This window comes from Streptomyces sp. NPDC048479, assembly GCF_040651435.1.
Lineage (GTDB): Bacteria > Actinomycetota > Actinomycetes > Streptomycetales > Streptomycetaceae > Streptomyces.
Genome location: NZ_JBEZKA010000034.1, coordinates 19,853 through 34,095 on the forward strand (window position 1 = coordinate 19,853; position 14,243 = coordinate 34,095).

At 67.1% G+C, this 14,243-nt stretch carries 12 protein-coding genes; 8 read left to right on the forward strand and 4 right to left on the reverse strand.

Going from position 1 to position 14,243, the window contains the following annotated elements; translation table 11 throughout:
* Nucleotides 1-91 precede the first annotated feature (91 nt).
* Nucleotides 92-301, forward strand: a complete 210-nt coding sequence (locus tag AB0D12_RS34820) for a DUF5988 family protein (protein ID WP_362692108.1) — start codon at nucleotides 92-94, stop codon at nucleotides 299-301.
* 143 nt (nucleotides 302-444) lie between these two features.
* Here the strand turns inward: AB0D12_RS34820 and AB0D12_RS34825 are convergent, their stop codons facing one another.
* Nucleotides 445-1,410 carry a pirin family protein gene (locus tag AB0D12_RS34825; protein ID WP_362692111.1) on the reverse strand — a complete coding sequence of 322 codons (966 nt, stop codon included), beginning with the start codon at nucleotides 1,408-1,410 and terminating at the stop codon, nucleotides 445-447.
* A 130-nt stretch (nucleotides 1,411-1,540) separates the two neighbouring features.
* On the opposite strand from AB0D12_RS34825, the gene AB0D12_RS34830 reads away from it, so the two are divergent.
* Complete coding sequence (locus AB0D12_RS34830) at nucleotides 1,541-1,900, forward strand: tetratricopeptide repeat protein (protein ID WP_362692114.1); 360 nt, start codon at nucleotides 1,541-1,543, stop codon at nucleotides 1,898-1,900.
* Between the two features lie 71 nt (nucleotides 1,901-1,971).
* On the opposite strand, the gene AB0D12_RS34835 is transcribed toward AB0D12_RS34830, so the two are convergent.
* A complete protein-coding gene (locus tag AB0D12_RS34835; protein ID WP_362692117.1) occupies nucleotides 1,972-2,910 on the reverse strand; it encodes an AEC family transporter in 939 nt (312 codons plus the stop codon).
* 150 nt (nucleotides 2,911-3,060) lie between these two features.
* Between AB0D12_RS34835 and AB0D12_RS34840 the strand changes: the two genes are divergently transcribed.
* The 6 genes from AB0D12_RS34840 (at nucleotide 3,061) to AB0D12_RS34865 (ending at nucleotide 11,211) form a co-directional block, all read left to right on the forward strand.
* Nucleotides 3,061-3,648 carry a GNAT family N-acetyltransferase gene (locus AB0D12_RS34840; protein ID WP_362692120.1) on the forward strand — a complete coding sequence of 196 codons (588 nt, stop codon included), beginning with the start codon at nucleotides 3,061-3,063 and terminating at the stop codon, nucleotides 3,646-3,648.
* A 41-nt stretch (nucleotides 3,649-3,689) separates the two neighbouring features.
* Entirely contained in the window at nucleotides 3,690-6,950 is a 3,261-nt protein-coding gene (locus tag AB0D12_RS34845) for an AIR synthase related protein (RefSeq protein WP_362692123.1), read from the forward strand.
* Between the two features lie 66 nt (nucleotides 6,951-7,016).
* Nucleotides 7,017-8,126, forward strand: coding sequence for a Gfo/Idh/MocA family oxidoreductase (locus AB0D12_RS34850; RefSeq protein ID WP_362692126.1), 1,110 nt, complete (start codon nucleotides 7,017-7,019; stop codon nucleotides 8,124-8,126).
* Complete coding sequence (locus AB0D12_RS34855; protein WP_362692129.1) at nucleotides 8,123-9,223, forward strand: AIR synthase related protein; 1,101 nt, start codon at nucleotides 8,123-8,125, stop codon at nucleotides 9,221-9,223. The genes AB0D12_RS34850 and AB0D12_RS34855 overlap by 4 nt, the downstream gene beginning before the upstream one ends.
* A 3-nt stretch (nucleotides 9,224-9,226) precedes the next feature.
* Complete coding sequence (locus tag AB0D12_RS34860; RefSeq protein WP_362692131.1) at nucleotides 9,227-10,507, forward strand: DegT/DnrJ/EryC1/StrS family aminotransferase; 1,281 nt, start codon at nucleotides 9,227-9,229, stop codon at nucleotides 10,505-10,507.
* Between the two features lie 35 nt (nucleotides 10,508-10,542).
* Nucleotides 10,543-11,211, forward strand: a complete 669-nt coding sequence (locus AB0D12_RS34865) for a hypothetical protein (RefSeq protein WP_362692134.1) — start codon at nucleotides 10,543-10,545, stop codon at nucleotides 11,209-11,211.
* Nucleotides 11,212-11,239: 28 nt separating this feature from the next.
* Here the strand turns inward: AB0D12_RS34865 and AB0D12_RS34870 are convergent, their stop codons facing one another.
* Both AB0D12_RS34870 and AB0D12_RS34875 read right to left on the reverse strand, forming a co-directional pair.
* Entirely contained in the window at nucleotides 11,240-12,445 is a 1,206-nt protein-coding gene (locus AB0D12_RS34870) for a type III PLP-dependent enzyme (protein ID WP_362692137.1), read from the reverse strand.
* On the reverse strand, nucleotides 12,442-14,214 hold the full coding sequence (locus AB0D12_RS34875; RefSeq protein ID WP_362692222.1) for an IucA/IucC family protein: 1,773 nt from the start codon (nucleotides 14,212-14,214) through the stop codon (nucleotides 12,442-12,444). The genes AB0D12_RS34870 and AB0D12_RS34875 overlap by 4 nt, the downstream gene beginning before the upstream one ends.
* Between the last annotated feature and the right edge of the window lie 29 nt (nucleotides 14,215-14,243).

A 14,243-nucleotide genomic window follows, 5' to 3' on the forward strand; every position in this document is an offset into this window, starting at 1 on the left:
GCAGGCGAGCCGCGCTGACGGCTCGTCCGCCCGGCTCGCCCTTCAACGCTGCCCCACTCCGACTCATCCCAGGCTGCTGGAGGCATGAGCCATGCCCCAATCGAATCTGGTGCTTCTTCACGGAGGCCCGGACGACCTTCCTCAAGTCTGGGCATTGCCACCCGGAGGGTGCGGGGAGCCGGTCAAGATATTGCGCCACAACGCCTACGAGCACTTCGAGTTCACGCACGAGTACCGCACCCTGCACGGTGAAATAATGCCTGTCTACCGCTGGACCTACCGCACCTACATCGCCGAGTGATGCGGATGCGCGGAGGGTCCTGGACAGCCGCAGATGTCCAGCACCGCTGCCGCGCGTGCCGGTCGGGTCAGCCGACGGCCGGGTCATCCGCACCTCTGGTAGGGGCATTTGACAGTGACTCGCAGCGGACCCATCACCTGAGGTCAACGCACCCTTCCCCGTGGTTTCAGGGCCACCGGGGGCAGCTCGGGGGCAGGCAGCCGGCCGCCATCGTATCCTTTCACCTCGCCGAAGCGGGAGCCTGTCATCCAGTCCGCCCGCGCCTGCGCGATCTCCTCGTTCGTACGCCCGATGAAGTTCCACCACATGACGATCTCCTCCTCGAAGGGCTCGCCGCCCAGGAGCATCAGGCCCGCGTCGGATTCGGCGCGCAAGGGGAGTTCGGTGCGGCCGCAGCCGAGGTAGAGCATCGAACCGGGCAGTACGGGCACGCCGTCGACATGTGTCTCACCGGACATGCAGAGCACGGCGTACTCGAAGTCGGGGTCCAGCGGCAGGCTCGCCGTCGCACCCCGGGAGAGCGCCAGATCGGCGCCGACGAGCGGGGTGTACGTGGTGCCGGGCGAGAGCGCGCCGTCGAGCTGACCGAGGATGACGGTGGCGGTCAGGCCGGGCCCGCTGACGGTCGGCAGGTCCGCGTGGTGCTGGAACTGCGCCTCGACGTTCCGTTCGGCGTCGGGGAGCGCGACCCAGAGCTGGGCTCCGTGCAGGAAGCGGGCGTGCGGCTTGGGGCTCTCCTCGGAGTGACTGATCGCCCGGCCGGAGGTCATCAGGCCGAGTTCGCGCGGTCGGATCGTCGCCAGGCTGCCGGCGCTGTCGCGGTGCAGCACCTCGCCCTCGTGGAGCCAGCTCACGGTCTGGAGTCCCATGTGCGGGTGGGGCGGGACCTGCATGCCGGACTGGTCGGCGATGTCGTCGGGACCGTAGTGGTCGACGAAGGCCCAGGCTCCCACCATGCGGCGGCCGAGGTTGGGCAGCAGCCTGCGGACCTCGGTGGACTCGCCGAGCTGGACATGGCGCGGGCTGAGGAGTTCACGGACGGGTTCGGCGACGACGAAGCCACGACCGCCGCAGACGGAGAGGGCGGCCTGACGATCGAGATTGCTCATGGCGCTCAACCTATTCCTGTACGGACGCGAGCCGTCAGCCCCCACGCCCAAATGATAGTGGAATATTCAACCATCTCTCTGTGCTGTGCACCGTGCAAGCAGCAGACCGGGGCTCCGAGGAGGAGAGCACGTGAACGAGAGGTACTACGAGTTCGGCACCCCCGCGGAGCGGTGGGATCGCGCGCAGTTGTTCTTCGACGCCAAGGAGTACGTCACCGCGGCCTGCATTCTGGCAGGTCTGGTCGCCGAGTCGCCGGAGAAGATCGCGCCGCGTCTGCTGCTCGCCCGCGCCTATTACCACTCGGCACGGCTGCGCTTGGCGGAGGTCGAGCTGCGCGCCGTCCTGGAGCTCAGCCCGGTGGAGCACTACGCGCGGCTGATGCTCGGCCGCACGCTGGAGCGCCAGGGGCGCCCGCGGGACGCCGCGCCGCATCTGCGGATGGCCGCGGCGATGTCCGGCGAGCCTGTGCCGGAGGCGGTCGACCGGTAGGCGGTCGACCGCCGTCGCGGTGGCCGGGGCCGTCCTGCTGCCGGTCCGTCCTCAGTCGCCGGACGCCGCGGTCACGCCAGCAGCCAGGCGATGAGCGACAGCGACCCCATCGACAGCAGCGTGGACAGCAGGACGGTGTCCCTGGCCAGATCCGTGTTCAGCCGGTACTCGGAAGCGAAGATGAAGGCGTTCTGCGCCGTCGGCAGACCGGCGCAGAGCACCACGGCGAACAGCTCGTGCCCGTCGAGACCGAAGCCCCAGCGCGCGAGCGCATAGGCGAGCAGCGGCTGGACGGCGATCTTGAGCGCGACCAGCACGCGCCGTTCGGTGCGGCCCATGGCGTCGGGCCGCTGCGCCCGCGCGTTCAGCGACATCCCGAGGGCGAACAGCGCGGCGGGCACGGCCGCGCCGCCGAGCATCTGGACCGGAGCGGTCAGCTCGGCGGGCAGCCGCCAGCCCGCCGCGGCGACGGTCACCCCGGCGGCCGACGCCACGATGATGGGATTCCGCAGAGGCAGCTTCAGGATCCGGCCCCAGCGGTCGCGCGCTCCGCGCCGTACATCCAGATCTATGAGCACCAGGATCACCGGCGTGATGAACAGCGTCTGGAACAGCGCCGCCGCGATCACGAACGATGCGTCGTCCAGGACGTGCACGGCGATGGGGATGCCCAGATTGGCGGAGTTGACATAGGCCCCGGCCATCGCGCCTATGGCTCGGTCGGCCTGGCGGCGGCGGAAGACCCACCGGCCAAGCAGCAGGCCCACCCCGAACACGATGACGAGGCTGGCCGCGAACACCGCCACGCCTGGGCCGGCCAGCTCGGACACCCGTGACCTGGACAGCGTCAGGAACAGCAACGCCGGCATGGCGAACGCGAAGGCGAATCGCCCCAGCACGGTCTGCGCCTGAGCCCCGAGCACATTGAACCGGCCCGCCGCCCAGCCGACGGCGGTGATCGCCCAGATGGGCAGGAAGCCGGAGAGCATGGTCACCCGGCCAGCATGCATGACCGCGATCATCACACCCCGGCCGCCCCCGGCAGTGCCGCGTACACCCCTGAGGCAGGGAGAGTTGGGCGTTCTCGGCGCTGCGTCGCATGTCAGCCAGGTTCGCCCAAAGGAGTGCCCCGAGGCGTCCGACGTGTCAGCATATGCCTCATGCTCTCGCTCGTGCCTGCTGCCGTGTCTCCCGGCAGAATGGCGGACACGCCCCAACCAGTGCTCCAGGCCTCCTACGAACTCGTGCTCCGGCCGTGGGAAACCGACGACGCTCCGCAGGTCATCGAGGCCTTCAGCGATCCCGAGATCCAGAAGTGGCACATGCTGAAAGTGACCACGGAGGAGCATGCCCGCCAGTGGATCATTGCCCGGCAGCGGAGTTGGCAGCGGGAGTCCGGGGCGAACTGGGCCATCACGAACGCGAAGACCGGGGACATCGTCGGCCGTGCCGGACTGCGTTACATCGATCTGCGCGCGGGACGAGGCGACTGCACCTACTGGGTCCTCCCGCCGGCCCGCGGGCAGGACATCGCTGCAAGGGCGCTTCAGGAACTCGCCCGATGGGCCTTCGAGGACATAGGGCTGCATCGGGTGACGGCGGCGCATTCCACCATCAACACCGCGTCGTGCCGCGTTGCCACGAAGGCCGCGTTCACGTTCGAAGGCACGATGCGCAGTCAGACGCGACACCTGGACGGCTGGCACGACATGCACCTGCACGCACGCATTCACAGCGACAAGGGCTGAAGCTGACGGAAGAAACACCTCATCCGTCTGGGGGGACAAGGATGCAGCTCACCGTTTTCCTCAGCTTTGAGAACCACCAGAAGAACCGGGCTGTCTGGCTCGGCCGAGAGCTCGCCGCATCCGGCTTCCGGGTCATCATGGAGGACGATTTCGGGGCCAGTTCACCGCGCGTGGAAATGGCCAACGCCATTCAGGACTGCGACCTCGTCGTGGCCCTGGTCACCAGCGCCTACGCCCACGCACGGGCCACGCAACGCGAGCTCGACTTCGCGGAGGCGTTCGGCAAGAAGGTCGTCGCGGTCTTCACCGGGCTGTCGTCCCGCAGTGCACCGGCCAAGTCGTACACGGCGTACCGCCGCCTGGAGATCAGCGATACCTGGGAGGACACGGACGCCCAGTGGCGTCACGTCCACGAGCTGCTCGTACGGCTGCTGCATCAAGAGGTGCAGGCCTCGCCGCCCTCAAGGCCGAGCCCGCGGAACAATCCATCGGGTGTCCCCCTGGAGAACGCCGTCCTGCTGTACGACATCGAGGACAGAGCGCTGGCCGACCTCATTATTCAGGCGCGGCCCGGATGGCGGAGAAAGGGTGGACCGGGCGAGGCGAATGCCACGGAAATCCCGCACGTTCTCCTGTGGACGGTCGCGTCGGCCGAAACCTACAGCCTGGGGCGCAAGGAACTGGAGCATGCCGCTGCCGGGTCTCCGGTGTATCTCGCAGTCGCCGGAGACGCTCCCCCTCCCGCTCCCGAGCTGGACGCGCCCTCGTTCTCGGTGAACGAATTCATCCCCCAGGCCCGCAGGGTGGCGAGCCGGCCCGGACGGAAGGCCGCTCCCCAGTCCCGGGTGGCCAAGCTGAACGAGCAGGTGCTCGCCGCCAACGACAGAACGCCGATCAATGTGCTGGTCGACCGCCTCTGTTGCTCGCCCCGAGTCGCCGAACTGGCCGCTGAGGCCTACCGAATCGCTGTGAGTGAGCTCAATGCGGGCGACCATCTGAGGCTCTCCGCGGTCTACAACCAGGCGCTCGCTCTCAGATTCCGCGGCGACTGGCGGCAGGCCGTCGAATTGATCCACAATGAGCTGCTGGCCACACCCTCCGACCTGACCGCACAGGCGGAGAACCTTCGGCTGCATCTCACGCTCGAGCGAATGTCACTCGAATACGAGCTGGGCGACCGGCGGTCGGCCGGTATCGAGCAGGAGATCACGAATCTGCAGCTGGAGTTCCGGGCCGCCGGCGAGCTGCCCGGTTATGTGCAGACCGGCCGTGTCCTCGGGAACGTGCTCCGCGAGCGCGGCAAGTTCGACGCCGGTGAGCGCGTGATCCAGCGCACGATCGGCGTCGCGGAGTATCTCGCGGAATCCACCGACGGCAGCTACGGCGACCTGGTGCTCGCCGACTGCCTGCGGGAGCTGGCGCAGCTGTATGTGGCACGGATGGACTTCACCCGAGCCCGCAGCAGCCTCAAGGACGCCAAACAACTGCTTGCCGTCCGGGGCAAGGAGACGCATGGAGCGGCGCGCTACCTCTCGGCCGTGCTGATGTACGTCGACGCGACGATCGACGACCGCGACGGGACGCACACCCATGCGGACCCGCCGACCGAGCGTGCTCACAGCGCGCTGGAGATCCTTTCCGGCTTCGAGAACCCGATCCGGCTGGCAACGATCTACGACTGGCTGGGCCGGGCCTGGACCAGGCATGTCCCCAGCAGGCGCGAGAACCTGACGCGCGCGGAAGAGTATCTGCGCAAGGCGCTGCGCATGCGCGAGGTCCACGGACACAGCTACACCCTCGGTCTCTCCCATCTGTCGCTCGGCGGTCTGTACGAAGTGCTGGGGAACATGGAGCGGGCGCTCGACAGCTATGAGCTCGGCCGTCAGGTCTTCAACCAGCGGGGCCTCCGTCCGGCTCTGGCGAGGGCGCATGCGGCCCTGGCCCGCGGCTACTTCCGGATGTCCCGCAGTCCGGACGACGACGCCGGCACCCTGTACCGCGAGCATCTGGAACACGCGGACAGGCTCTATCAGGAGATCCGGCTCGCCAAAGAAGGCATGGAGTTGCGCTTCGAATTGGAGCACAGCGGCCGTCGGGCCATGAACGAGGTTCCGGACAACACCCCACTCATCTCCGTCGGCGAGTACCACTTCCACAAGTGGATCCGCGAGCACACCGCTACGCACGGCCCGGAGCTGGACCGCAATTTCAGCCTCACCGTAGGCATCGGTGACGACGCCGCGGTCGTGTCGTTCGACGGAGCGGCCAACGGTCAAGGCCTTGTGTACACAACGGACTCCGCTCCGGGATCGCTGGCCGAACCCGGCAAGTCGCCCGAGTACGTGGGCCGTTTCACGGTGGTCCAGACGCTGGCTGACATCATTTCCATGGGTGCCCAGCCGGTCGGGCTGCTCCTCAATCTCTTCCTGTCGCGTTCGGTCTCGGTCGGCTATGCCCGGCGTCTGATCGAGGCCGTGGTGCGCGAGGCCGCTCGCTACGGCGTCGCCGTCATCGGGGGAGATTCCAAGGAGCGCAGCGAGCAGTCGGTGGGCTGTGTGGGCATCGGATACGTCGACAAGTCCCGCATCCTCACCAGGAATTCAGTGCGCCAGGGACATGCCATCGGCATCACACTCGCTTCCAGCCCCACCGGCGGGTGCCGCCCGATCGGCACTCGATGGGCTCAGGAGCTGGTCGAGTACTACCGTATGGACCGCTCCGGCGTCATGCGTGACTTCCCCCAGCTGCGGAAAGTCGTCGACCCCAAGGCGAAGTACGAGTTGCTGTATCTGCCGGACAGAGTCATGGCAAGCGCCGTACGCACCGGCCTCATGAAGTCCGCCATGGACACCAGCGACGGTGTACTGGCCTGCCTGGAAATTCTCGGGCGGGAGAGCAGTGTGGGCTTCGAACTCGACGAGGCGGCGATCTCCGACATCATCGGCGACGAGGCACGCACGCTCGCCGGCATCCTCGGTCTCCCGACGGGACTGTTCCTGTTCAGTGCCGGTCATGACTGGGAAGTGGTCTTCGCCTGCGAGGAAGCAGATTTCGCAGCCGTGGCGGCGGCTGTCGAGCACGATCTGCGGGGGAACGGCCGAGTGGTCCGCATCGGCACAGCGGTGCAGCGCACCGAGCAGGACGAAAGCGGTGTTCGCATTCGGCGGACGAATGGCGAAGAGCGATTGCTGCAGTACTACACGGACGAGAAGTTTGTCCCTCGCAGATATCAGGATCGACCTTCCCAGTGGCTGACTTTCGCCAATAGATTCGCGCCGGATGATCAGTCCGGCGTCGAATGAGAATCCGCCGTGGCGGTCGCCGCCGACCACTCAACCGATTTCCGGTAAAACGCCATCAGCATATCAATGGCTTCGAACTGCCGAGCATCGCGGGGACTCACTCCTCTGCTGTTCGGATATCAGGTTGGTGAAGCATTGCAGACGGGTAATGATATTCTGAAGCCGAAACCGGAGGGCCCGAAAGGGACCACCCCGTCACGGGTGGCTGTGGTCGGGTGCGGCCGAAGGTTCGGAACTGCGATACTTCCCGTCCTCAAGGAGTGCGAGGCCCAACTCGTAGCCGTCATCGATCCAAGCCGTCATGCGCGCGACAGCGTGATTTCCGGCCTTCTCGGTCAACCCACTCCGGTGACGTCCGAAGAATTGTCGGCGACCGTCCTGCGCGACAGCAGGCCGGACATGGTCATCGTGGCCTCCCCCAGCGGACTCCATTTCGAGCACGCCTGGGTGGCACTTGCATCGGGAATGATGACATTCGTGGAAAAACCTCTGGCACGCTGCGCGGAGGAAGCGGACCGACTGAGAGGCATGAGCGGTGGAAGGCTCGCCGTCTCGGAGCAGCGAGTGCACCGCACAGATCTCAAGTTCGTACGGAAGTGCATCTCGTCCGGCGGCATCGGCAGAGTGACGAAGATCATCTATCACGATACCGTGGCTCCCGTTCCTTCGTTCGGCAAGAGCTGGCGCAACGATCTGCTGCTGGCGGGCGGAGGGGTTCTATTCGATCTCGGGTATCACACGATCAATACGCTGCAGTGGCTCCTGGACAGCAGCTGTCACGACCTCGTGCCGCGCTTTGTTCGTCTCGGCCGGGGGAAATTCTCCGTCGAGGACAGTGCCCGCATATCCTGCGTGGGTCAGGAAATGGAACTGCGGTTGCGCATCGGTCTCGATGCGGTATGTCCGGGCGAGTATCTCCTGATCGAGGGAACAAGAGCCTCCGTGCGGGTCAGAAGGGAACGTCTGGACGGCTCCATATCACTGGTCGCCGTGCACACCCAGAAATCCGGAACGCGCATCACCCGTCACCACCTCGACAACGCGCACGACACCCGTTCTCTGAGGGACTTCATGGCCGGAAAAACATCTGAGACATCACTCGACCGTCATGTGGCGACGGTACGGCTGCTCGAAGCATTCTACGAACATGCGAACACCAGAAGGGGCTTCTTATGAATCTGCTGAACTATCAGGAGAAGACATTCATCCAGGAAATTTTGGGGCCGCTCGCCAGCACGGCCCAGGCAGGAAACTTCGAGGATGCGGTGGTGCTCGACCTGGCGAAGATGACCGGACAGAATGATGCCCCCTTTCTTGTCTATTCGATGGACCAGCCCTACTTCATCCAGCAGCCCGACGCCTCCCTTGCCCCCCAGCGCTTCTACGGCCGCTGGATCGCGGGCACCACCTGCAATGACATCATTGCCATGGGCGCCAGATGCCGCGGCTTCTCACTCGCTCTGGCGGCACCCCCCCAGACCCCCGCCGATGACATCCGGTCCATTGCCCTGGGCATCAACGATGTGCTGACGAGCATCGGCTCGACATACGAGGGGGGCAATTTCCACAACGGCGACATGGCGACCGTCGGGTTCGCCTGGGGAACCGTGCCCAGACATGGAATTGTCCGGCGGTCGGGTGCTCGCCCCGGTGACAGAATCGTTGTCACGGGCGAACTCGGTTTCGGCTGGCTCGAGTACCAGATCAGAAAGAATCACCTGGAGCATCTGATCGACGATGCGGACAAGACGAAATTCCGCACCTACAAGTCGATGCCGATCGGTGCCGCATCGGCCGTCGCCGCAGCCGCCGAGAGTGAATGCTTCACCTCCGGCATGGACCTGAGCGACGGGCTGATCGAATTCCTTTACACCGTGAAAACCAGAAACGACGTTGGATGCCTGATCGACGCCGACCTCCTTCCGGTGTCTGCCGCGAGCCGGCGCAACGCTCCTCTTCTCGGCCGGCTCGACTCGTCGCTCGGTATCGTCGAGAAGTTTCCGTTCCTCCTCTCCTTCGATCCGGGCTACGACTCCCCGCTGCGGCACGCGTTCACGGTTCGCCCCGATGCCTTTGCCGACGCATCGCAGCACTTCAGCGAACACGGCTACGAACTGCATGTCATCGGTGAGGTGACCGATGACCCGGCCGTCCTGCTCAAGACGGACCGGAACGTCTGCGAAATTCCGCCGTTCTGGGACGACAACCTCCGTCAGACCACCACCATGGAAGCCTGGTCCGACTTCATCAAGGGACTCGACCTGAAGGGATGAGCGATGCGGAAGGACAAACTCGCGCTGCATGGAGGCCCGCCCGCCGTGACGGTGGAATGGAGCCAGGACTGGCCGTACATCGGCACGGAAGAGGTCGCCGCGGTGACCGATCTGCTCGAACGCGGCGTCATCTCCATCTACGACCGTTCAGGCATCGTGGCCGAATTCGAGCAGGCCTTCGCGGACTACCACGCGGAGGAGCAGAGCGTCCCGTATGCGCTGTCCCACAATTCCGGCACGTCGTCCTTGCACGCCGCATACTTCGGACTCGGCATCCGGCCGGGTGATGAAGTCGTCGTCCCCACCTACACGTTCCTCGCCACCGTGACCCCGCTGCTCCAGATGGGCGCGCTGCCGGTCTTCGCCGATCTGGACCCGGTCACGCTGACCATGGACCCGCGCTCGGTCGAATCCCGCATATCTCCGCGTACCCGCGCCATCGTCGTCACCCATATGTGGGGGCATCCCGCAGACATGGCGGCGCTGCTCGCCATTGCCGAGCGTCACGCTCTGCCCGTGGTCGAGGACTGCTCACACGCCCACGGGGCCACCATTGGGAACCAGAAGGTCGGCACGTTCGGATCGGTGGGCTGTTTCAGTCTCGAAGGCCACAAGGCAGTGGCAGCGGGTGAGGGCGGAATCCTGGTGACGCGCTCGCGCGAGGTCTACGAACGCGCGCTCATGCTGGGTCACTTCGGACGCCGAGCCAAGGACGAGGTCATGCACAAGGACCTGGTTCCCTTTATCCAGACCGGGTTCGGCCACAAGTACCGTATGCATCCGCTGGCGGCGGCGATAGCCCTTCAGCAACTGCGCCGACTCGACGCGCGCAACGAGCGCCGTCGTGCCAACCTCGATCTGCTGTGCGAGGTACTGAGCCCAGTACCGGGAATCCGTCCGCCGGCAACACTTCCGGGAGTGGCGCGGGGCGGCTGGTACGGGTTCAAGGCCCGGTATGTGAGTGCCGAACTGGGCGACCTTCCTCTCCCGCGTTTCATGGACGCCCTGCAGGCCGAAGGAGTGCAGGTGAAACGGCCCGGCTCGCCTCCGCTGCACCGGGTTCCCGTCTTCCGCATCACCCGCACGGAGGCCCAGCGTCTCGGACTCTCCTGGGCCGGCTCTCTGCCGGAGTCGACTCCGCCGTTATGGGAATGCCCCGTGGCCGACGGCGTGTATCCGGAGCTGCTGAGCCTGCCCACGTTCTCCGGGGATTGCTTTCCCGTCGTACGCCAGTACGGTGAGGCGTTCGCCAAAGTCGCCGACCGATGGCAGGACCTGTTGTGAATCGACGGCCCGCCGCACCGCATCGAACGGACCGCATGAGCCAACTCTTACGCACTTCGGTCGCCCGAGTGCTCTTCTCCGTACTGATAGGCGCCACCACAGGACTCGTTCTCTTCGGGGTCACCCGGCTCTCCGGCCGCGATCTCTTCGTCGTCACCGGCGGCATCGCCGGTGCGGTCAGCGTCTTGATGTTCCAGGTCTACGGCCGCGCCGCGCGACTGACCGAAGTGACCATCACAGTGCCGCAGTTCAGTCAGCTGACCTTCATGGTCAACGACGAGTCCCGGCAAGTGGCATGGCGCTTGTTCGTCGAGACTGTCACCCGGGTGAGCACCCAGCCCCTCAAGCACGACGACGGCCTGATCCGCGAGACTCTCACCTCGCTGTACGGGCTGTTCGCCACGACGCGTGAGGCGCTGAAGGCCGCACGCCCCTCGGTGCCGGTCTCCGGCGGTCCGACCGTCGAGTATCTCGCCATCACCATGCTCAACCGGGAGCTCCGCCCGTTCCTGTCCTGCTGGCATCCGCGCCTGCTGGCCCACGAGAACGCGACCCCGGACGGGCCCGAGTCGGCCTGGCCGGACAACGCCGACTGCCGTGCCGAACTCCGTCTCGTACAAGCGAACTTGCGCAGCTACGCGCTGGGGTTCGCGCGACTGGCAGGCGTCAAGGAGGGTCAGCTTCTGATCGACGGCGCCCCGTGACAGACGCAGGACCACCGGGTGTCAACAGTCAAGGGCACAAGAAGTGGAAGCCCGGCTTGGGGTGCATCAGGAAGTCGTGGTGGGAGATGTTCCACGCGTACGCCCCGGCCAGCGAGAACACCACACGGTCACCCGCCCGAAGACCCGCCGCCGGGACCCGGCGGGCGAGGACGTCCTTGGGCGTGCAGAGCTGGCCGGCCAGGGTGACCAACTCCTGCCGGGCCGTGGACCGCGGCCACGGGTGCGGCCAGTCGTTTACCGGAAGCACCGTGTAGGGCTGGTCGTGGCCCTTCGTCGCCGGGGTGCGCAGATGGTGCGTGCCGCCCCGGACGACCGCGAACTCCTCGCCGTGGCTCGGCTTCACGTCCAGCACCTCGGTGGCGTACCAGCCGCAGTACGCCGTCAGGGCGCGGCCCGGCTCGATGCGCAGCATCAGGCGGGGGTGGGCCGCGGTGAGGCGGGCGAGGCCCGCCCCGTAGGCGGCCCAGTCGAAGCGGGCGTCGGGGTCGGTGTAGTCGACGGTCATGCCGCCGCCCACGTTCACCTCGCGCAGGTCGATGCCGTGGCGTGCGGCGAGACTCGCGGCCCAGGTCACAATGGACTCGGCGGCGGCGAGCTGCTGAGGGGCCTGAAGGCCGCTGGCCAGATGGGCGTGGATGCCGAGCAGCTCGAGGTGCGGGCAGGTGCCGTCAGTGAGGAGGCGAACCGCGTCATCCGCCTGGGTCGGGTCGAGACCGAACGGCGTCGGCCGGCCGCCCATGGACAGGGCGCTTGCCTCCAACGAACCGTCGGCCAGGGGAAGGTTGAACCGCAGCAGAACTCCGACAGGCGCATCGGAAGACCGCCGGGAGGCGAGTTCCGCCAGCATCCGGAGCTCGTACGCGCTCTCGACATGGAAGCGCTCCACACCCAGGTCCAGCGCCGCGGCGATCTCGGCAGGCGTCTTTCCCGGGCCGCCGAAGGCCAGCGGACGCCCCGGAACAGCCTTTGCGACATGGGCGAGTTCACCGCCCGACGAGACCTCGTAGCCGTCCACATACGGGCCGAGCGCAGCCAGGATCTCCGGCTCCGGGTTGGCCTTGGCGGCGTAGTACACCTCGGCGCGCTCGGGCAGTGCCGACCGGACGGACGCGGCATGCTCGCGCAACGCACCGAGGTCGTACAGATAGGCGGGCAGACTCTGGGCCGGGAGCGACAGGGCGCGGTCGCGCACCGGCTCGGTGGGGGCGGTCATCGGGCGCTCCAGACGTCGTCGGTGCGGGTCGCTCCGGACAGCACGTCCTCGGCGAACGGGGAAGGAAGGCGGACATAGCCCGCCTCGCGGTCGGCCGTGCGCTCCCAGCGGGTGAGCAGATTGGCCTTGGCGGGCAGCGGCGCGCCGGCCAGCAGGGCGCCGAGACGGGCCGGGCAGCCGTGCTCGTCCGCGTACTCCTGCAGCACCCGGCGGACCTCGGCCCACAGCGAGGGTTCGGTCTCCGGGTGCAGATCGGCGAGCGCGGCGAGCATGTCGGACACATGGTTCACCACGAGGCAGTAGACGACTCGGTTCCAGCCTCGCTCGGCGTCGTACGTCAGCGGGCCCGCGACCTCGGGCGGCAGCGCGGCAAGGGTGTCGGCGTGGTGCTCGGGGAGGAGCTTGGTGCCTTCCAGATCACGGAAGAGGACCTGGGCGGGTCTGCCGTCGGCGTCGACACAGACGACGACGTTCTGAAGATGCGGTTCGAGGACAAGACCATGGTCGAAGTAGGCGGCCAGGACGGGCGGGAGGAGCAGTGCCAGATAGTCCCGCCACCACCTCAGGGCGCTGCCGGGGTCCGAGTCCGCCAGCAGCCTGGAGATATGGGCGGGGCCCGTGGGGTACTCATCGGCGATGGCGGCCGCCAGCAGAGGTGTCGTGCCGGGCCGGAGATGGACGTCGAGCCCTTCGCGGACGATCACACCGAAGCCTTCGAGAAGAGCGAGGTCGGGCCGGCCGTCCGGGCCGGGGATGGCGAGGCTGCGGTAGGCGGGTTCGCGGAGCATGCCGCTGCGGGGGAAGCGGGTTGCCAGTTCGGCGAGGGCCGGTCCGAGCAGGCGGGTGAGGGCGACCGCGCCGGCCAGTTCGTAACTGGCGTTCTTGCGCAGGCAGTTGGTGATGCGGACGTTGAGGCTGAACTTCAGGAAGGTGTCGCCGTCGTAGAGGGTGCGTACGGACGCGGTGGCGGTGAACCGGCTTCGGCCGCGGCCGAGATCCAGGATGTCGCGCCGGGCGATGGCCGCCCGCAGCGACGGGTGCTCGTGGAGCAGTGCGTACTGCCAGGGGTGTGCGGGGAGCAGCCGGTACCCGTCGGGCACCGCATGCAGCCGGTCCAGCGGGTCGGTGGCGCCGGGCTCGGCCGACTCCTGGACGGTCAGATGCTCGCGAACGGCGAGCAGGTGGAGCGGGAACGCGGCCGCGGCTTCGGGGGCGTAGGCGGACCAGAGGGCGGGGTCGCCGCTGCGGGCCTTGGGGGTGGGGTGGAAGCGGTGGCCGAGTCTGAGTGACTGCTCGGATGCCAGGTACGTGGCGAGCCGGCCACCGTCGAGGGCGGGAAGCGGCGCGGCCAGGGCGGCGCGGACGCCCTGATGGCTCGCGTCGACCTGGGCCAGGAATTCGTCATTGCGCGCGCCGGTACGGAGCGAGAGCTCGGCATGGGTGTACTCGGCGAGGCGGCGCCAGTCGAGCTCGGACCAGCCGGTGCCGGTCTGTTCGGCGACCGGGCCCCTGAAGCGGTGCGCTCCGATGAAGGACGTACGGCGAAGGGCCACTTTCAGCAGCACCCCGCGGCGTGGCAGGCGCAGCAGCAGATGGCCGTCGATGACGGCGGTCTCGTGCTCGGGGCCGGAGACCTCGCGGAGGAGACAGTTGAGGAGGGTGTGCGCCACGGCCACGTCGGCGCTCGGCAGCCCGGTCGGGGCGGCGGAATGGGGGGCGGCATGAGTGGAGGAGTAGGTGGAGACAGTGTGGGTGGAGACAGTGCCCATGGGCAGTGACATCAACGGCTCCGGCGGAT